Source organism: Terasakiella sp. (assembly GCF_048267425.1).
Classification (GTDB): domain Bacteria; phylum Pseudomonadota; class Alphaproteobacteria; order Rhodospirillales; family Terasakiellaceae; genus Terasakiella.
This window is the reverse complement of record NZ_JBLWXN010000001.1, coordinates 69,159-87,375: the sequence shown is the minus strand read 5'-3', so window position 1 is coordinate 87,375 and position 18,217 is coordinate 69,159. Positions and strand designations below refer to the sequence as shown.

16 protein-coding genes are annotated in these 18,217 nt (G+C 47.1%); 9 read left to right on the top strand and 7 right to left on the bottom strand.

Going from position 1 to position 18,217, the window contains the following annotated elements; translation table 11 throughout:
• Positions 1-5: 5 nt before the first annotated feature.
• The gene (locus ACN0VA_RS00415; protein WP_417819226.1) at positions 6-734 is read right to left on the bottom strand and encodes an SDR family oxidoreductase; all 729 of its coding nucleotides are present in this window, start codon (positions 732-734) and stop codon (positions 6-8) included.
• 135 nt (positions 735-869) lie between these two features.
• Here ACN0VA_RS00415 and ACN0VA_RS00410 point away from each other — a divergent pair, with 135 nt between their 5' ends.
• Positions 870-1,361 carry a hypothetical protein gene (locus ACN0VA_RS00410; RefSeq protein ID WP_417819225.1) on the top strand — a complete coding sequence of 164 codons (492 nt, stop codon included), beginning with the start codon at positions 870-872 and terminating at the stop codon, positions 1,359-1,361.
• Between the two features lie 322 nt (positions 1,362-1,683).
• Here ACN0VA_RS00410 and ACN0VA_RS00405 read toward each other — a convergent pair whose 3' ends face one another.
• Positions 1,684-2,682: a hypothetical protein gene (locus ACN0VA_RS00405; protein WP_417819224.1), complete on the bottom strand. Its 999-nt coding sequence runs from the start codon at positions 2,680-2,682 to the stop codon at positions 1,684-1,686.
• A 203-nt stretch (positions 2,683-2,885) separates the two neighbouring features.
• On the opposite strand from ACN0VA_RS00405, the gene ACN0VA_RS00400 reads away from it, so the two are divergent.
• On the top strand, positions 2,886-3,653 hold the full coding sequence (locus ACN0VA_RS00400) for an FKBP-type peptidyl-prolyl cis-trans isomerase (RefSeq protein WP_417819223.1): 768 nt from the start codon (positions 2,886-2,888) through the stop codon (positions 3,651-3,653).
• A gap of 124 nt (positions 3,654-3,777) precedes the next feature.
• Positions 3,778-4,614, top strand: coding sequence for a mechanosensitive ion channel family protein (locus ACN0VA_RS00395; protein ID WP_417819222.1), 837 nt, complete (start codon positions 3,778-3,780; stop codon positions 4,612-4,614).
• Positions 4,615-4,667: 53 nt separating this feature from the next.
• Here the strand turns inward: ACN0VA_RS00395 and ACN0VA_RS00390 are convergent, their stop codons facing one another.
• The gene (locus ACN0VA_RS00390; RefSeq protein WP_417819221.1) at positions 4,668-5,564 is read right to left on the bottom strand and encodes a LysR family transcriptional regulator; all 897 of its coding nucleotides are present in this window, start codon (positions 5,562-5,564) and stop codon (positions 4,668-4,670) included.
• An 88-nt stretch (positions 5,565-5,652) separates the two neighbouring features.
• On the opposite strand from ACN0VA_RS00390, the gene ACN0VA_RS00385 reads away from it, so the two are divergent.
• Positions 5,653-5,937: a DUF1330 domain-containing protein gene (locus ACN0VA_RS00385; RefSeq protein ID WP_417819220.1), complete on the top strand. Its 285-nt coding sequence runs from the start codon at positions 5,653-5,655 to the stop codon at positions 5,935-5,937.
• Positions 5,938-5,959: 22 nt separating this feature from the next.
• On the opposite strand, the gene ACN0VA_RS00380 is transcribed toward ACN0VA_RS00385, so the two are convergent.
• Both ACN0VA_RS00380 and ACN0VA_RS00375 read right to left on the bottom strand, forming a co-directional pair.
• A complete protein-coding gene (locus tag ACN0VA_RS00380; protein WP_417819219.1) occupies positions 5,960-6,589 on the bottom strand; it encodes a class I SAM-dependent methyltransferase in 630 nt (209 codons plus the stop codon).
• Entirely contained in the window at positions 6,582-9,605 is a 3,024-nt protein-coding gene (locus tag ACN0VA_RS00375; protein ID WP_417819218.1) for an EAL domain-containing protein, read from the bottom strand. Before ACN0VA_RS00375 ends, ACN0VA_RS00380 begins: the two co-directional genes overlap by 8 nt.
• A gap of 228 nt (positions 9,606-9,833) precedes the next feature.
• On the opposite strand from ACN0VA_RS00375, the gene ACN0VA_RS00370 reads away from it, so the two are divergent.
• The 3 genes from ACN0VA_RS00370 (at position 9,834) to ACN0VA_RS00360 (ending at position 13,236) form a co-directional block, all read left to right on the top strand.
• The gene (locus tag ACN0VA_RS00370) at positions 9,834-11,156 is read left to right on the top strand and encodes an acetyl-CoA hydrolase/transferase family protein (protein WP_417819217.1); all 1,323 of its coding nucleotides are present in this window, start codon (positions 9,834-9,836) and stop codon (positions 11,154-11,156) included.
• 178 nt (positions 11,157-11,334) lie between these two features.
• The gene (locus ACN0VA_RS00365; RefSeq protein ID WP_417819216.1) at positions 11,335-12,234 is read left to right on the top strand and encodes a type IV pili methyl-accepting chemotaxis transducer N-terminal domain-containing protein; all 900 of its coding nucleotides are present in this window, start codon (positions 11,335-11,337) and stop codon (positions 12,232-12,234) included.
• 99 nt (positions 12,235-12,333) lie between these two features.
• A complete protein-coding gene (locus ACN0VA_RS00360) occupies positions 12,334-13,236 on the top strand; it encodes a type IV pili methyl-accepting chemotaxis transducer N-terminal domain-containing protein (RefSeq protein ID WP_417819215.1) in 903 nt (300 codons plus the stop codon).
• Here the strand turns inward: ACN0VA_RS00360 and ACN0VA_RS00355 are convergent.
• Positions 13,205-14,644 (bottom strand): FAD-binding oxidoreductase, encoded by a 1,440-nt coding sequence (locus tag ACN0VA_RS00355; protein ID WP_417819214.1) that lies wholly within the window; start codon positions 14,642-14,644, stop codon positions 13,205-13,207. The two genes, ACN0VA_RS00360 and ACN0VA_RS00355, sit on opposite strands and share 32 nt — an antisense overlap.
• 100 nt (positions 14,645-14,744) lie before the next feature.
• Here ACN0VA_RS00355 and ACN0VA_RS00350 point away from each other — a divergent pair, with 100 nt between their 5' ends.
• Both ACN0VA_RS00350 and ACN0VA_RS00345 read left to right on the top strand, forming a co-directional pair.
• Entirely contained in the window at positions 14,745-15,488 is a 744-nt protein-coding gene (locus tag ACN0VA_RS00350; RefSeq protein ID WP_188663555.1) for an MBL fold metallo-hydrolase, read from the top strand.
• 90 nt (positions 15,489-15,578) lie between these two features.
• Positions 15,579-17,378, top strand: coding sequence for an ATP-binding cassette domain-containing protein (locus ACN0VA_RS00345; RefSeq protein ID WP_417819213.1), 1,800 nt, complete (start codon positions 15,579-15,581; stop codon positions 17,376-17,378).
• Here ACN0VA_RS00345 and ACN0VA_RS00340 read toward each other — a convergent pair.
• Entirely contained in the window at positions 17,375-18,175 is an 801-nt protein-coding gene (locus ACN0VA_RS00340; protein ID WP_417819212.1) for a hypothetical protein, read from the bottom strand. The two genes, ACN0VA_RS00345 and ACN0VA_RS00340, sit on opposite strands and share 4 nt — an antisense overlap.
• Positions 18,176-18,217: the final 42 nt, after the last annotated feature.

Sequence of the window (18,217 nt, the reverse complement as noted above, 5' to 3'; positions counted from 1 at the left end):
AGGATTTATAATTTTTGCTTGGTCGGACGAATAATGATTTCGTTGACATCGACTTCGTCTGGTTGTTCGATCGCGTACAGGCAGGCATTGGCGATATCTTCTGCGCGAATGGCGTCTTCATAGAGCTTATCAATACCTTGTGCAATTTTATCATTACTGATAGTTTGCGTCAGCTCAGATTCAACGGCACCGGGGGATAAGATGGTGGTGCGCAAGAAACCGCGAGATTCCTGACGCAATCCTTCTGAAATGGCGCGCACGGCGAATTTGGTTGCGGCATAAACACCGGATGAAGGTGTGACAACATGACCGGCAACAGAGGCAACATTGATGATATGACCGGACTTTTGTGCCTGCATGGTATCGATTACTGCGGCGATACCATGTAAAACACCTTTGATATTTACATCAATCATCTGGTTCCATTCATCGAGTTTTTTCTCGCTGAAGAAGGACAGCGGCATCAGCCCTGCGTTATTGATTAAAATATCGATAGTGGAAAATTCATCCAAAGCCAATTGGGCAAGCGCCTGAACATCGTCAAAAGAGGTGACATCACACTTCATAAAACGGGCGTTTTCACCCAATTCACGACAGAGAGTGTCGAGCTTATCTTCTCTACGTGCGCCCAAAACGAGGTTTGCGCCCAAAGGTGCGAATTTACGGGCCATTGCTTCGCCTAAACCGCTGCTGGCACCTGTAATAATGATTGTTTTTCCTGCTAGTCGTGACATGGGAACCCTTTGTTTCATTTGATATTTATTTTTGCAGATTAATTGATTGGGCAGAACAGGGCAATCGTAATGATTTTCTATCGGAAGTTTGGTAGAATGGCAAAAACGAGGGCAAATAACGAACGGATGGCCAGAATGTCAACAGATCAGCATTTGATTGCAGAAATTAAAAGAGAATTGGATTGGGCCGCAGAAGAAGTCAAACGGACGGAATCTGAAGTCTTACGTCTGGAAAAAGAATTCAGCCAAGCGATACAAAAAGCTGATGAAATAGATCATGCGCGTCTTTATGAAGAAAAGCTTCATTTACAAGGGCGCGTCGGGTTGCATGATGCCTATTCTTTGCAACGCCGTGCGGCAACCCGTTTTGCGACGCTTTGCCATGTGTTTGAAATCGCCAGCCGTGAAAAGTCTTCCGAAGATATTCGAGAGGAACTTTGTCATTTTATGTACCGTGCCATTGATGGCGAGCCGGAAAATGCCGATCAAAAAGACAAGCTGCTGGAATTGTCCGAAGCCTTGAAAGCTTATTTTGAGGATGGTTATTCGAATGAAGCGGATGAAGCTATTCGTGAGGCGTGGCAGAATATTGAGGAAACCATCCGCGGGTTGGGACGAAAAGTGTAGAACGCAAAAAAAGAAGCCGGTCACGAAGACCGGCTTTTTAGTTTGTTAGAAGCTATCCCTAGCTTCTAGGCGCTCTGATCGGGATAAACCCGAAAAGGTATCGATCTTAAAAATATCAATCGGAGATTTCAATTTTCAGACCGATGAGATCGGCGGAATAGATGACTATTATATTAACCGAACTATATGATTTTTCTACAAAAAAAAGATACGTATCATCCCTTAGGGATCACTGCGATAGTGTCTACACGTATAAGTTTTGCAACTATCTGGTTCTGGTGTTCGGCTGCATTTTGTCGATATGAGCAGGTTTGAAACGGCATCAATGTGTGTAGACCGTGTGCATTCCTTTGATTTTTTCCACCGGCGTGCGGGCATCGTTGTTATTGGCTTCATTCATAATAATGACCCAACGTGAAGCGATGGCATCAAGGCGGGCGCCTATACGATGAAAGCTGACAAAATGTTCGTCAAAATCGTCTTTCTTCATTTTCACGGTTAAAGAGTGAAGGAATTGATTTATCTCGTCAATTTCCTGTGACATCAGCTTTAGATCTTTTTGAAAGCCGAGATATATCTCTTTTATACGCGTTTTGGCGGTTGGGCCGGGTTCGCTGGCCGCCAATTTGCGCAACAGTCCTTCGAACTTTGTTTTTGCTCGTTGAATTTGGTTTGCTTTGTTTTGAATGGCCTCAACAAAGGTCAAGGCAACGGCATATTTGAATAGCCGATTCATAACTTGTGCGGTCGAAATGCCCAATACTTTAGCGGCCAATTCGAATTGAGCCTGTGGTGGGGTTGCATTTCGTAAAGTGTCCAGTTCTTTTTCCTCTGTAACCCCATGTTCCTTGGCAAGCAATTCGTTGAGTAACAGTTTGGCAATATAGCGTTGGGAACGCCCAAACAGTTTATTACGCTCGCTTGCCATTTCACGATCACTGTATTTTTCAAAATAGCGCAGCGTTTGCGCACATAGGTGTACGCCATTGTCGCCATTGCGTTCCAGGGGGCGTTGGACAAAACTGAGATACTGTGTGGGGGATAAGCCTTGAAGGCCGGGAACCAATTGAGGCAGGCGTGTCGGATTGACGAAGCGGTCTTGTTGGTGGCGTTCTTTATCCATCCACTGATTGTCTGTGGCTTTTAAACGTTGCCAGGCGCTCATATCCAGAACGATTTCACCATCGCCTCGTCTGGTTAAAAGAAGCTGGGATAACAGGTCTCTGGTCTCATCCGCAATTTTGCTCTGAGCATCTGCCATTTTTAATGTTTGTTTTACATGCGATCTAATCGCATGGAAGATATCTGTGCCCGTCGCCATGATGGGGCTTTCCTTATGATCGGTTTCGTTTGAAACTATAGATTGATTTTTAAAGCGATCATCGCTTTCCCTCTTTCTTTTTTTATATAGAAAAGAAGGCGAGGAAAAAAGCATTAAGAATGAAAATGATAAAGATGCCTTTTATATCAGAGGGTAATAATGTATTAATTGCCCAAGGGTTTACATAGGATAGGATGAAAAATATGCGCAGTGTTATAAAATGTGTCAGCTTTTTGATAGTCACACTTATTGCCAGTGCAACGGCTTACGCTTCGGAGTTGAAAATAAAAGACCTGACAGTAGGGACGGGTGAGCTGGTTGAAAATGAAAAACAAGTGGTTGTTCATTATACGGGATGGCTTTTGAACGGCAAAAAATTCGACTCCAGCCATGACCGCAACCGCCCCTTTACTTTTACGGTTGGTGCCCGACAGGTTATCCCGGGATGGGAAGAAGGCGTTCTGGGAATGAAGGTTGGCGGAAAACGTGAACTGATTATTCCATCAGAAATGGCTTATGGATCGCGTGGAGTTGGAGATGTCATTCCACCTGATTCCACATTGCGTTTTGAAATTGAGCTTCTAGGTGTCAAAGAAGCCCCGCTAAAAAATATTGATAATGCGGAGCTAAAAGCACTGTTGAAAAAAGGGGTGACGTTAATTGATATTCGTACACCGGCGGAATGGAAACAAACGGGTGTGGTTGAGGGAAGCCGCCTCCTGCCTTTTAGAATGGCAAACGGTAAAATTAACCGGAATTTCCCGACTGAATTGAAAAAACTGGCACAACCCAATGAAGATGTGATTTTGATTTGTCGATCAGGAAACCGTTCCAGTGCGGCGGCGCAATTATTGACCCAACGATTTGGCTATTCCAAAGTTTACAACGTGCGTAAAGGCATAAATGTTTGGTTAAGTGAAGGGAATTCCACAGTTCAACCTGATGAGAATGACGTTAAGAAACATCAGTAACACTCTGTTTTAATAAAAAAGCCGTTTACGTGATGATCTTACGAAAAGGGCTTTTTTTAGCCTTTCTATTTTCTCAAGATTTGTGCATATTTGCCTAAATGGATCATATCTGGAGCATAAAAAGATGTCCGAATCTGTAGAGCAAACCGTCCAAACCGTTATTGATTTTATCGCAATGTATGGATTGCAGGTTATTGCTGCAATCGTCATTTTGATTGTCGGTTTCTGGTTTGCGGCTTTTTCCAAACGGAAATGCCATGACTTGTTGATGAAAAGCCCGAACGTGGATGAAATGTTGGCGGGTTTTCTGGCAACGATCGTTAAATATATTGTTGTTGCCGTTACCGTTTTGGCGGTTTTGAACAAATTTGGCATTGAAACAACCAGCTTAATCGCTGTGTTGGGCGCGGCAGGTCTTGCCATTGGTTTGGCCCTGCAGGGGACACTCAGCAATGTTGCGGCAGGTGTTATGATCCTGTTTTTACGCCCCTTTAAGGTTGGTCAGTTTGTCGATATCGGCGGGGTGAGCGGAACCGTGAAAGGCGTCTCTTTATTCACAACGGAATTGGCAACCGGGGATAATGTACAAATCCTGCTGCCGAACTCGCAAGTTTGGGGCAGCGCTATTTTAAATTACAGCGCGCATTCCACCCGCCGAGTCGACCTGTTGATGGGGATCGCTTATGAAGATGATATCAACAAGGCAATGGCCGTGATTGAAGAAATGGCCAAAGCGGATGATCGTATCAAGAAAGACCCGGCACCCGTGTTGGCGGTCGGGGAATTGGCGGACAGTTCTGTCAATATCATTGTGCGCGTTTGGGTTAATTCTTCCGACTATTGGGGGGTCCGTTGGGGCTTGACCAAAAGCATCAAGGAAGCGTTTGACAAAAACGGTATTTCCATTCCTTTTCCGCAGCAAGTTGTGCATCACGTAAATGCGCCCACAGACGCTGAATAATAAGGTTTGAACCCTATCCGAAAAGCCCTCAATTTCATTATTGAGGGCTTTTTTTAGGTCGATAACTCACCCAAAAAGAAAGGTTGGAGTTTACGCAGGCGCGTTGCCGCAAAACGGATAAAGGTTTGGATACGGGGTACTTTTCTTAAATCTGGGTGCGTTAAAATCCATAAATCATGGTAAGGCGCGCTGTCGATATGAGGCACACGTTGAAAGGTTGGATTGCTATCACCAATGAAACAAGGCATGCGGGCGATGCCCATACCGGCATTAACCGCGCCATAAACAGCAACCATATCGTCAAATCTGGCAATGACACGAGCGTTCGGATAGGCTTTTAGAACTTCAGGGGCGGGTTGATCCCCGCGCCACATGAAATTCAGGCAATTCAAAGGATCTTGTACTTGGCGTTGTTCCAGATATGAACGGCTGGCGTAATACATACAGTTTTGCTGCAAGACACGTTGTCCCCACAAAGTGTTTTCCGGTTCATTCACAACACGGATGGACACATCGGCCTCGCGTCGATGCAGGTTGACGGCATCTAAGGTCGCAATAATCTGGAGATCGATTTGTGGATAAAGGGCTTTAAACTCGGCAAGAATGTCTGCAAATTTTAATTGTACGATCAATTGTGGCGCGGAAATTTTTAAAGGGCCAGCCAAAACGGTGTCTTTGGCGGCAATGGACACTTCAAGGCTCAAAATATGGCGTTCGATCTCTATCGCACTTTCAATGGCTTTTTCACCATGTTCAGTTGGATGCAGACCGTCAGACATACGGTCAAAAAGGCGGGCACCCATTTGTGTTTCCAATGTGCTGAGGCGTCTGGAAACGGTTGCGTGATTAACGCCAAGGGTGCGCGCGGCACCGCTTAGGGTGCCATGCCGATAAATCGCCAAGGCATATTTGAGATCATCCCAATTTTCCATCTGTGCATTATTACACATCTATTGTGACTATTTATAGAATTTTCGCACAGGTGGTTTGCGATTACCTTTCGTGTACAGGTCAATTGAAACTCGAAAGGATATGATGATGACTGTTTATTGTATTGCCCAGGCCAAAAATATTAATCCGGATGCGTTGGAAGAATATCGGGCTCATGCCAAAGATGCCTTAGCTAAATATGACGGTGCATTGGTTACTTCCAGTGCTAATATTATTCAGGTTGAGGGGGAGCCAACAGGGTATGAAAGCATTGCTTTGGTGACGTTTCCCGATGCGCAGTCGGCTTTAAATTGGCGTCAAGATGCCGAGTTAGCCCCCGTTCACGACATGCGTGCACGTTCCGGTACTTGGTCTATTCAAATGTTGGGATAATACAGGTTTTGGCGGCTTGTAATTAAGATGACACTTTTGTTTTTTGGACAATGATCCGACTGACTTTGCCCTGTCCGCCTTTATGAAAGGTGGATGGGGCAATTTCACGTTCACACTCTTCTAAATGTAAAATCTTATATCGGTTGAAATCGCTGGCGAGATCGACGGCAGTATAACACAGTTCGCGCAAGGACGGTCCGCCAAGGCCGCGTCCGACATGGCCGGGGTGGAAAACTTCTAAAACGAGAATACCGTCTTCGATCAAGGTATTCATCATGGCTTGATGCATTTTGGGGCGTTGATCCGGCATGAAATAAAGATGAAGGCAGGCAACCGCGTCAAATTTACCAATCGGCCAGTTCCATTTTTCCAAATCGGTGCATAAAGCCTGAAAATTCGGGCTTAGGTGACGTTGATCGGCCTGCTGTCGGGCTTTGCGTACCGCATTGGGTGCACCATCGATCGAGGTGACATTAAATCCTTGCTCAGCCAGCCATAAACCGTTTCGTCCCTCACCATCCCCTACGGCGAGAATATGTCCGCCCTTTGGAAAAAGATGGCTGTTTTCCACAAGGAAAGCATTGGGCGTGGTGCCGAAAACCAGATCGTCGCCTGCGTATTTTTCGTTCCATTTCTGGATGACATTATTCATCGGGTTCCAATGGTCCTTCTTTTTGCACCATCAGGCGGAATGCCTCAATGGGGACGGGGGGGCTGTAGTAATAGCCCTGAATATAATCACACCCGCCTTCGCGTAAGACATTCAGTTGTTCAAGTTCTTCAACCCCTTCGGCCACAACTTTCATATGCAGGCTATTTGCCATAGAAAGAATGGCTGAGACGACGGCCGCCGCTTCATCATCGGTGGTCAGATCAAGAATAAAGGCGCGATCAATTTTTAAGGTGGTGATCGGGAATCTGCGTAAATAACTGAGGGAGGAATACCCTGTGCCAAAATCATCAATGGAAAGGCCGACCCCAAGCTTGCGCACGTCATGGAGCTGTTGCACGATTTTTTTGTCATCGACAATCAAAAGGCTTTCGGTAATTTCCAACGTTAGGCGTTGAGGGTCCAAACCTGTTTTTTGCAGTGTGTCGCGGACCAGAGCAACCACATCGGTGCGCTGGAATTGACGCGAGGACATATTGACGGAAATATTGGGTGGATTTTTGATTTTTTTTGCCCAATTGACGGCTTCAAAACAGGCTTTTTCCAGAACCCATGCCCCGATCGGAAGGATCAGGCCGGTGTCTTCTGCCAAGGGGATGAATTTGTCGGGGTAGACGTTGCCATGTTCCGGTTGATGCCATCTCAACAAGGTCTCGCAACTGACCAATTCGCTGGTGCGGGCATCGACAATCGGTTGGTAGTGAAGGACAAATTCTTCGCGTTCCAAGGCTTGATGCAACGCGGTTTCCAAGGCGCGGCGTTCGTTGGCCTCGTCGTTCATTTGTGTGGTGAAGAACTGGCTGAGATTGCGCCCGTTTTCTTTTGCCTGATACATGGCTGTATCTGCATTTTTAAGCAGGTCTTCAACGTTCCCGCCATCATTGGGGAAAATTGTAATCCCGATACTGGCGGAAACAAAGGCAACATGTTGTTCCAGATCGTAAGGGGCAGATAAGCTTTTCAGGAGTTTTTCGACCAAACGTTCAATTTGAGTAAAATCACTGAGATCACTGAGAATAACGGTGAATTCATCCCCGCCCAGTCGCGCCACGGTATCGGAACGGCGCACCAAGGCGTTGAGGCGGGCGGCGGCTTCTTGTAGCAACAGATCCCCGCAAGCGTGGCCCAATGTGTCGTTGACGTTTTTAAATCGATCCAGATCGATAAATAACAGGGCAATTTGTGTGTCACTGCGTTCGGCCTGAATGATGGCACGTTGCAGGCGATCCAGAAACAGGCTGCGGTTGGGCAGGCCGGTCAGCGCATCGTAATTGGCCTGATAAAGGATGCGTTCTTCATTGCGCTTGCGTAGTGTAATATCGCTAAAGAGACTAATAAAGCGCTGAATTTTTCCGGTTTCATCGCGAATGGTCTTGATGGAAAGCCATTGGGGATAAACCTCGCCGTTTTTGCGTCGGTTCCAGATCTCCCCTTCCCAACGGCCAATTTTATTGAGCTTTTCAATCATGCTGCGATAAAATTCGGCTTGATGGCGTCCTGATTTCAGGATGGAAGGTGTTTGTCCTGTGGCTTCTTCGACAGAATATCCGGTGATTTCGCTAAAGGCGCTATTGACGAGTTCGATCACATTATTGGCATCACAGACCATAATGGCTTCCGATGCGGCTTCGAAAACAGCGGCCGCCAATTGTAATTGGTCCTCGGCTTTTTTGCGCTCTGTAATATCTTCTTTGACGGCGAGAAAATGCGTAATGTCCCCTTGTTCATTTTTAATGGAACTGATGGCGGCACTTTCCCAATAAATTCTGCCATCTTTGCGCTGGTTGCAAAATTCGCCTCGCCAATCCTTTCCCCTGTTCAATGTCTCCCACATTGCCGCGTAATCGGTTTTTGTGTCCGTGGTTGCGGAGAGGATTTTTGGATTTTTGCCGACAACTTCGGAAAGGGCGTAGCCGGAAACCTCGGTGAATTTTGGATTGACATATTCAATGCGGGCTTTTGCATCAGTAATGACAACGCTGGTCGGGCTTTGCTCAATGGCTCGAGACAACTTTTTCAGGCTGTTTTCTGTTTTTTGCCGCCTAAGGTTTTCAAGCTGAACCGTACTGAAAGTGCGCTGAACCAAAAAGGCATAGATCAGGATCAGAGTGGAAAAAATCACGCCGATAATAGTGTAGGTGATGGTTTGTTGTTTCCATTCCTTTATAATATTTTGTACATCGATATCGACGGTCAAAATTAAGTCGTAATTGGGTACTTTCGTACGCGTATTTATATTTTTTTGCCCGGTTATCAGATTGCGTTCGGTTTGAAGGAATTGTTTTTTGGTGCTGGAAAACAAATCACTGATATCATGATGAAAAGCCATGACCTCGGGGATGGATAAGAGCCGGGAACTTTTGTTATAGAGTGCGATATCATGTTCGTTGTTATCCATGCCGACTTGATAAATTTCTTTTAGGTAGCTGGTGCGAATTTTGGCAACGACGTATCCCTGCAATGTCCCGACAGAGTCATAAACAGGACGGCTCAGTCCGATGGTTTTTTTACTGTTCAAACGATCAATGAGTAAGCGGCGATCCGGGTTGCGCAGCATTTGAATGCGGAAGGTATCGCTGGGGTTAGAACCGGTATATGTGTAATCGTATCGATGATTAAAAAGGGTCTTCCCATCAGCAGAAAGAATAATAATGTCACGCAATTGGGGCATGCCGCTAAACGCGGTTGTGAGAAACTCATGTGCCTGTGGCGGGGCTTTTTTGAGCTTGTCCCAATTTTTTGAAAAATGACCGACGGTGCGCATGATGGCGAGGTCAACGGTTTTAATGGATGTGGATGTATGGTGTGCCAATCGCGTTCCCAGACTGGCAATATCTTTTTCAGCACGCGTCAGAACGGATTGATAGCTGTGCCACGTGAACACACTTCCGATGATCCAGAGCGATAAACACAGCAAGAGACCGCCAAGAAGGATATGTGTGCTCTTGGTTTTTTGAGGAACTCCGCCTGTATTTTGTGTGGATGGAAATGTTGTCACAGTCTTGCCTTATGCCCCCCTTCGGCTACCTTACAGAAACATCAGGTTGAAAGAAAAAGAAAACCTGTCTGTTTCGTTGATAAATATAACATCTTGTTTCTAGGGAATCTATGTATCCGTATCTATAAGATCATGGAATGTAAAAAGACTTTCTTTTTGCACTTGCGAAAAGCTGGTGTATGATCCAAGCCAACTATCGTTATTCTTATGCCATGAGGGGGTATATTCGTGTCGTTTTATCAGGAAATGTATGAGGCCAAGAAAACAACGGCGCATGATGCGGTCGCCAGTATTGCAGACCGTTCTAATCTGATTTTGGGGATGGGGGCTGCGATGCCGCCTGCCCTGATGGAGGCCGTCGCCAGCCGCGCAAAGCAGGGCTGGTTTACCAACTTGAATGTCTATTATATGCATGCCAGTGCGGCTGCGACCGAATCGTTGCTGGTGCCGGAATTAATGCCTGTCATTAAACCCCATCCTTTGTTCATGAGTAGCCATGACCGTCACTTGGCAAAACAAGGTTATGATGTCGGGGAAGAATGGGTGCATTTCGTCCCATGTCTGTTCCATCAGGCAGGTCGCTTGTTGACGGAGTCGATTTCCCCGGATTGTTTTGTCGTGACAGTATCCCCGATGGATAAGTCCGGGCATTTCAGTTTAGGAACAAACCCGGATTACGGCGCAACGGTTGTACGCAAAGCCAAACGGATCATCGTTGAAGTCAATGAAAACATGCCGCGATCGTTTGGTGAATGTCTGTTGCATATTTCCGATGTGGATATGATCGTTGAAAATAGCCCGCCTTTGATGGAAACCATTATCGGGGGCGGCAGCGTTGAAGATGAAAAAATCGGTCATTTTATTGCGGAACGCATCCCTGACGGGGCGACTCTGCAAATGGGAATCGGTGCGGTGCCAAACTCGGTTATGAGCCAATTGGTCAGTCATAAGGATTTGGGTCTGCATTCCGAGCTGTTTTCACCGCCGATGGTGGACTTGATCAAGCGCGGTGTTTTAAACGGTCGTCGCAAGACATTATTGCCTTATAAGCATGTCTTTACATTGGCGCTTGGTGATCGCGATATGTTTGATTTTATGGATGATAATCCCTCGATTGTCGGCTATCCGGTGTCATATGTGAACAACCCGTCCGTCATTCGAAAGAATGAAAATATGATTTCGGTAAATGCAGCCATTGAGGTTGATTTTACCGGTCAGGTGAATTCTGAAAGTATTGGTGGGCATCAATTCTCCGGCACGGGGGGGCAGTTGGACTTTGTCCGTGGCGCTTACGCGTCACCGGGGGGGAAATCCTTTATCGCACTGCATTCCACAGCCAAGAAAGGCACTATTTCACGGATTGTCCCGCATTTGACTGGTGGGGCAGTGACGGACCCGCGTATGGATGTTCAATTTGTGGTGACGGAGTATGGCGTGGCCGATATGAAGGGGCGTTCGTTGCAACAACGCGCCAAGGCCTTAATCGATATTGCGCATCCTGATTTCCGCGAAGATTTGTCAAGAGAAGCGCATAGTATGGGGATGATGTAATCGACCTGTACGTTTAAAAAGCGTAATAGTCTGTCTGAATGTATCCACTTACGAGAAGCCTGTACTTTGTGCAGGCTTTTTCTCGTTCCTGTACGCAGAAATGGGACCACAGAAGTAGCTTATGGTTTTTAAATAGGATATTTTTACCTTTAAACCTATAGAAGGCGGGGGCCATTTAATGCGTAGATTTATCCTGATCGGAAGTCTTTTTTCTTTGTTATCGACCTTTGCCTATGTACCGGTCTTTGCAGAGACAACAGAGCGCATGCAAGCCCAGAAAATTGATCTGGCCGGACGCCAACGGATGTTGAGCCAGCGCCTTGCCAAAGCCGCTTGTTTTATTGCGACTTTCAGTGATGTGGAAGAACATCGTCAAATCCTGCTGCAAACAGCGGATTTGTTAAAGGTCAGTCATGACGCGTTAAAAAACGGCAGTTCGCAAGAGGGCTTTCTCCCTGAAAATAATAACGCGATTCGCGAAGAATTGGATAAACTGGATAGTGTGCTTGAAATGCTGGATTTCGGTGCCCGTTTATTAGGGGAGAGTGCAGCATTGCCGGGACTGGGCGTTGATTTAATCGCGCAGTATAATCTTAAGGCCTTGGCTCAGTTTGAACGGGTCGTAAAGATTATGGAAATGGAGTATGCCTCCGACCAGCAAGTCACAAACGGGCAGGCCCGCGTTTTAAATATTGCGGGGCGCCAACGTATGTTGATCCAAAAAGCGGCCAAGGAATTTTGTTTGATCACATATGGTGTGGATGTGGATCAAAACAGAGCCAGCCTTGCCAAGACGGTGCATACCTTTGATGTGGCGATTGAAGATTTACGTAGTGGAAATCCGCGCCAAGGTATTTCGGCGGTGCCGACATTGGAAATTCGCAATGAGTTATCACAGATCAAAGTGGACTGGCAGTCACCACGCGGTGTTTTATTAGCCGTTGCCAGCGGTTTTCAAGCGCGGACATCTGATTTTGAAAAGATTGCAAAATCAAATGAAAACTTACTTCGCGAGGCCAATCAGGTCGTTCAGATGCTGGTTGAATATTATAAAGATGCCGCCACGCCACAGGAATGATATACATACTAAAAATAATATTTTCTTTTCCTATTTCCCTCTTCGGTAATTTGTGAGAGACGATGGGCAAAACGCGTCAGACGACAGGGTGAGGACCGGGTGAAAAAAATTTCTGCCATAGGCATGATATTGCTGTGTTGCGCTTTTGCGCGCCCTGGACTGGCGGATGCCGGTGAATTGCTGCGCAAGACAAATCTGGTCGCGATTCAAAATATGTTGACGCAACGCTTGGCAAAGGCAGCCTGTTTTATCGGGACATTTACAGAAACCGAACAATACCGTGATGTCCTTGTTCAAAGCCGTGAAATGTTTGAGGCCAATCTGTTAATTTTAAAAGAGGGGCATGGCGCATACGGCATTTTCCCGGCAAACGACGCCGTCGTTTTGGATCAGTTGCAACGTTTGGAACCGATCTGGGGTCGGTTGAAGTTTGCCTCAGACCTGTTGGCGGAGACACCGCAACATCCGGGGTTGGATGTGAATATGATCGAAGATTTTAATTTACCGACTTTGAAGCTGACGGAGGAATTGGGTGACTATTATCGCAGCCAAATAACCGATGAAGCGGAAGCGGTGGAAATGGTTCGCTTAACGGGCAAACTCGCAACTTTGTCGCAAAGGGCGGCAAAGGAATTTTGCATGACCTCCTACGGGATATCGGCAAATATCAACCGCAATGCGCTGGCCCGTTCCATTCAGGAATTTGATCAAATTTTGGAGGATTTGACAGTTGGCAATGAGGCCTTCAATATTATTGCCCCGCCAGAAGCTGCGTTTGTTCAAGCGTTAAACGATTTAAAACGGGAATGGAGTGCGCCTAAGCGCGTGATGATGGCGATTGCCAACAGCATGCGCGCAAAGACGTCTGATTTCATTGTGATTTCGCGGACCAATGAAGCAATTATGAATCTGAGCCGAAAAATTGCTGACTTATATCTGAATCATTACAAGGAAGTCCTGGCGGAAAAGGCTATAGAGCGACAATTTTCCCAGGGTTCATAATGTTATCGGGATCCAGCGCTTTTTTCAAACTGCGCATGATTTCCAGACCGGCTTCACCGAATTCGCTTTCCAGATATTTCATTTTACCATGCCCGATGCCATGTTCACCCGTGCAGGTCCCATCCATTGCAATGGCGCGCTCCACAATACGGGCATTCAGGCGTTTGGCCTCTGCCAGTTCTTTTTCATCATCGGGCATAAAGGCAAACAGGGTATGGAAATTTCCGTCGCCAACATGACCGACAATGGTGCCATCCAGAAATGAGTCTTCAATATCCTGTTTGGTTGCCATGATCGCCTCGGCGAGACGTGAGATCGGGACACAGGCATCGGACGAAACGCCTTTACATCCCGGTCGTAAGGCCAGCGCGGCATAATAGGCATTGTGACGTGCATTCCACAGGCGGTCGCGGTCTTCCAGTTTGCTGGCCCATTGGAAGTTTTTTCCGCCAAAATCTTCAGCAAGGCTTTTGACCATTTCAATTTGTTCTTCTACAGATGATGGGGAGCCGTGAAATTCAAAAAACAGGGTCGGGGCAACTTCGTAATCCAGTTTGGAATATTGGTTGACCGCATACATTTGGCGGTCATCCAGCAATTCCATCCGTGCAACGGGAATACCGCATTGAATGATGGAAATGACCGTATTGACGGCTTCTTCCAGACTGGGGAAAGGACAGACAGCGGCACTGATCGTTTCCGGGATACCATACAAACGCAAGGTGACTTCGGTGACAATACCGAGCGTGCCTTCCGCCCCGACATAAAGGTGGGTCAGGTCATATCCGGCGGCAGATTTTTTGGCACGGGATGCGGTTTTAACGATATCGCCATTGGGGGTGACCACGGTCAGGGCCAGTACGTTTTCACGCATAGTGCCGTAACGCACCGCATTGGTGCCTGATGCCCGTGTAGAGGCCATACCGCCGAGTGAGGCATCCGCACCGGGGTCGATGGGAAAGAAGAGACCCGTATCGCGTAGATATTCGTTTAAGGCTTTGCGTGTGACACCGGCTTCAACGGTGACGTCCATATCTTCCGGGCGGGCTTCAATAACTTTGTCCATTTGGGAAAGGTCGATGCACACACCGCCATGCAGGGCGGCAATATGGCCTTCCAGCGATGTGCCCGTTCCATAAGGAATGACCGGGACCTTGTGTGTCGCACAAAGTTTGACAACATCTGAGACTTCTTTTGTGGAAAGTGTGAAGACGACCACATCCGGGGCTTGCGCCTTATGGTATGACTCATCTGTTCCATGTTGTTCACACAAGGCTTTCGACGTGGAAACCCGGTCCTTGTCTGTTAGGGTGCAAAGTTGGTTTAAAAAGGTCTGATCGATCGTTCCGTATGAAGAGGTCATGGCTAACCATTCGTTGTCAATTTCAGTTGAAACGATACTAAGCATCTTGAAGTCAAAGAACAATAGGGCAAAAGTGCGTATGAGACTTGACTTAAAAGTTGGGTCGTGTTGGATTTAAAAATCATGGGTATAGGAAGTCGCTTATATGAGCTTGGTTGATGTACAGTTTCTCGGAAGCGGTGACGCTTTTGGTACAGGGGGACGGTTCAACACATGTTTTCATGTGCTGGGTCAGAAAAACTCTTTCCTGATTGATTGCGGTGCGTCGTCTTTGATTGCGATGCGAAAATTCAACGTGGATCCCGATTCCATTGAAGCTATTTTTCTAACGCATCTTCATGGTGACCACTTTGCCGGTGTGGTGTTTTTTCTGATGGATGCGCGTTATGTCTCCAAACGAACCCGCCCTTTGATTATTGCAGGCCCGCGCGGGGTTAAGAAACGCGTGATTGAGGCCATGAACGCCCTTTATCCCGGTTGTTGGGACAAAGGGATTGATTTTGATGTCTTTTTTGTTGAACTGAAATTAGGACAGCCGCAAGGATTGAACGGGATCAAGGTGCAGGCGTTTCAGGCGAGACACCTTCTGGACGAAAATGATTTCATTCTCCGTTTCGAGGTAGAAGGCAAAACCATCGTCTATAGTGGTGATACGGGATGGACGGATCATCTGGTCACCGCGGCGCAATTTTCCGACCTGTTTATATGTGAATGTTATCTATATGATCAGCAATGTGAATTCCATATGGACTATATGACGTTGCAGGAAAATAAACATCGTTTCAACACCCGCAATCTGGTTTTAACGCATCTTGGCCCCGATGCGCTGGCGCAAAAAAAGCAAATGGAAGACCAGACCGCCTTTGATGGCCTTATAATTTCCATATAACATGCAATTCTCCATTTCGTAATTTGGATGAATACTGTAAAACGACGCTTTCGAATATCCGCATTCTTGCTTGCATTTTAAGGATTCCCGATGGCGCTCCCTCCGCTTCTCACACTTCGCGATGTACATGTAACCTTTGGCGGTCGTCCCGTCTTTGAAGGGGTGGAATGTGCTGTTCAACCGGGGGATCGTATCTGTCTGGTCGGGCGCAATGGTTCGGGGAAATCAACTTTGATGAAAGTCATCGCTGGCTTGATTGAAATCGATGACGGCGAACGGTTTGTCCAACCCGGTGTGACAGTTTCCTATCTGCCGCAAGACCCTGTCATGCCCGAAGGCCTCAGTGTCCATGATTATGTCCATGCGGGTTTGCGCCATGAAGATGAATATCACCGGGTGGATATTTGTCTGGAAGCCATGAAACTGGATGGGGCGCGGGATACCTCCACATTATCGGGTGGAGAGGGGCGCCGCGCCGCCATTGCACGCGCGCTGGTGTCCGAACCGGACATTTTGTTGCTGGACGAGCCGACAAACCACCTTGATTTGCCAACGATTGAATGGCTGGAAGAAGAATTGCAGTCTTTCCGGGGCGCGATGATGATGATCAGTCACGACCGGACGTTTTTACGTAAGCTGTCCCGTCAATTATTGTGGCTGGATCGTTCAAAAATACGCCGGACCGATCAGGGATATGAATTTTTTGATGAATGGGTTGAACAAGTTCTGGCGGACGAGGAAAAAGAACTGACCCGCATCAATATCCAGATTGCCGAAGAAGAACGTTATATGTTGAAAGGCGTTACAGCGCGACGCAAACGTAATATGCGACGCGTGCGCAAACTGGCTGATCTGCGTGAACAAAAAGCCACCCGGGTTCAAGTGCAAGGGACGGTGAATTTAAAAGTCGATAGTGGGGAAAGTTCCGGTAAGTTGGTGATTGAAGCCAAGGGAATTTCCAAGGCCTTTGATAACAAGGTCATTGCAAAAGATTTTTCCATTCGTGTGATGCGCGGTGACAAGATCGGTTTAATTGGCCCGAACGGGGCGGGTAAAACCACCTTGTTGAAAATGCTGACGGGACAATTGCAGCCCGACAGTGGTGATATTCGTATCGGGACCAATTTGACAGCGGCTTATTTTGACCAAAAACGCGATAATTTGCCCAAAGATGTGACACCGTGGGATTATTTGGCGGACATGGGCGGGGATCAGATCATTGTGCATGACCAACCCAAGCATGTCGTGACTTATATGCGTGATTTTCTGTTTGAAGAACGTCAAGCCCGCCAACCCATCCATGCCTTATCCGGTGGGGAGAAAAACCGCCTGATGCTGGCGAAGCTTTTGGCAAGTCCGACCAATTTTCTTGTCTTGGATGAACCGACCAACGATCTGGATATGGAAACGCTGGATCTGTTGCAGGAGGTACTATCTGAATATGACGGCACTTTGTTGCTGGTCAGTCACGACCGGGATTTTCTGGATCGGGTTGTGACATCGACCATTGCAGTGGAAGGCAATGGAAATGTGCAGGAATACCCCGGTGGGTATGAAGATTATTTGCGCCAACGCCCCGATGACAAAGCGGTGACAGAGGCAAAGGCGAAATCAGCAGAAAAACCAAAAGAGCAGCCGAAAAAGACGAAAGCTAAACTCAGTTATAAAGATCAGCGCGAACTGGATATGTTGCCGCAGAAGATGGAAAAACTGACCGCTGAGAAAGAAAAGCTGGAACGCGCAATGGCGGACCCGGATTTATTTGCCAAAAGCCCGGATAAATTCCAAAAAACCAGTGATGATCTAAGCGCGGTTCAAGCCGAACTGGATGCGTGTGAAGAACGCTGGCTGGAACTGGAAATGTTGCAGGAAGAATTATCGGCCGGCTAAACGTCAATACGTTCAACGAGGGCGCCGTTTTCTTCAAAACAAACGCAGCTCAGCTTGCCACCAAACCCGCAACCGCTATCAATGCAAAGCTGGTGTTTGGCCATATGAAAACCGCCTTGACGGTGGTCATAGCCACGGATTGTGCGTTCAAACCCGTTGTAGGGGTGGTCAAGTTCGCGAAATTCCTGCGTGCCCCACCAAAACGCATCGGTTTGTGCGTCCAATGGCATATCGGGGACAACATTGGCGCTGACGAACAACAGCTTTTTATCATCGCTATAGGCGGCTCGTTTCAAGGCATCCATATATTGTTCATGCCCATCCATCGTGCGCATGGTTTCTTTTAAGGCATTGGTCCAGGCCGATAAGGCGCTCATGCCGCCCTGTGCGGCCTTCATTCCTTCTGCACAGGAGGTGTGATAGGCCTGAAGTGTGCTTTCCACACCCTGATTGTACATCCACTGCAAGACTTCTTCCGGCTCCCGTGCAAAGGGAAGCTGGCGCATTTTATAAAGCATTTCTTCCTGACAACCGCGCAGGAAAATAACGTCATCGGTTTCAGCACCTTCTTGTAAAATAACAAGACGGCGGAAATTTAAAACTTCATTCAGTGTTCCGGCAACATCGGGACCGCGGCCCAAGATGTTACCACAATAAATCAGGGCATCGCCGGGCAGGAAATGGTTGGCCAATTGACCATGAAGCGCTTTCAGTTTGTCGGCTTCGCCATGAATGGCGCCAACAGCCCAAATCCGTTTTTTACCTGTCAGCTTCGCAAATTTACCGTCTTGCGACATACACGTCCCTTTTATCTATAGGAAAAGGCAGGAAGATTTAAA

Coding starts and splice junctions, on each gene's coding strand:
- ACN0VA_RS00415 (WP_417819226.1), bottom strand. CDS start 734: ATGTCACGACTAGCAGGAAAAACAATCATTATTACAGGTGCCAGCAGC.
- ACN0VA_RS00410 (WP_417819225.1), top strand. CDS start 870: ATGTCAACAGATCAGCATTTGATTGCAGAAATTAAAAGAGAATTGGAT.
- ACN0VA_RS00405 (WP_417819224.1), bottom strand. CDS start 2,682: ATGGCGACGGGCACAGATATCTTCCATGCGATTAGATCGCATGTAAAA.
- ACN0VA_RS00400 (WP_417819223.1), top strand. CDS start 2,886: ATGCGCAGTGTTATAAAATGTGTCAGCTTTTTGATAGTCACACTTATT.
- ACN0VA_RS00395 (WP_417819222.1), top strand. CDS start 3,778: ATGTCCGAATCTGTAGAGCAAACCGTCCAAACCGTTATTGATTTTATC.
- ACN0VA_RS00390 (WP_417819221.1), bottom strand. CDS start 5,564: ATGTGTAATAATGCACAGATGGAAAATTGGGATGATCTCAAATATGCC.
- ACN0VA_RS00385 (WP_417819220.1), top strand. CDS start 5,653: ATGACTGTTTATTGTATTGCCCAGGCCAAAAATATTAATCCGGATGCG.
- ACN0VA_RS00380 (WP_417819219.1), bottom strand. CDS start 6,589: ATGAATAATGTCATCCAGAAATGGAACGAAAAATACGCAGGCGACGAT.
- ACN0VA_RS00365 (WP_417819216.1), top strand. CDS start 11,335: ATGCGTAGATTTATCCTGATCGGAAGTCTTTTTTCTTTGTTATCGACC.
- ACN0VA_RS00355 (WP_417819214.1), bottom strand. CDS start 14,644: ATGCTTAGTATCGTTTCAACTGAAATTGACAACGAATGGTTAGCCATG.
- ACN0VA_RS00350 (WP_188663555.1), top strand. CDS start 14,745: ATGAGCTTGGTTGATGTACAGTTTCTCGGAAGCGGTGACGCTTTTGGT.
- ACN0VA_RS00345 (WP_417819213.1), top strand. CDS start 15,579: ATGGCGCTCCCTCCGCTTCTCACACTTCGCGATGTACATGTAACCTTT.
- ACN0VA_RS00340 (WP_417819212.1), bottom strand. CDS start 18,175: ATGTCGCAAGACGGTAAATTTGCGAAGCTGACAGGTAAAAAACGGATT.